Source organism: Caulobacter sp. 602-1 (assembly GCF_003931565.1).
Classification (GTDB): Bacteria; Pseudomonadota; Alphaproteobacteria; order Caulobacterales; family Caulobacteraceae; genus Caulobacter.
Map to the genome: position 1 here is coordinate 1 of NZ_RRYI01000238.1, position 238 is coordinate 238.

The following is a 238-nucleotide window of genomic DNA, read 5'->3' on the forward strand; positions in this document are numbered from 1 at the left end:
CTCCCGCGCCTTGAGACGAAGTACCATTGGCCCAGGGGGACTTAACGACCGAGTTCGGAATGGGATCGGGTGGGGAACCCCCGGCATAGCCACCAGGTCAGCGAAAAGGATATCGACCGCTCTCTTTCGAGGGCAGTGATTGTGAAGAAGACATCAGTGTCTGAAGTAGAGCCATGCGATTGCATGGGTTTGACTGAAGAACGATCAAGCCTATCGAGCTATTAGTACCGGTAAGCTC

Annotated in this window: 1 rRNA gene; it reads right to left on the minus strand. The window is 54.2% G+C overall.

The annotated features are described in order from the left end of the window. Positions 1 to 97 (minus strand): 5S ribosomal RNA (gene rrf, locus EIK80_RS26020); the annotation flags it as partial. Between the last annotated feature and the right edge of the window lie 141 nt (positions 98 to 238).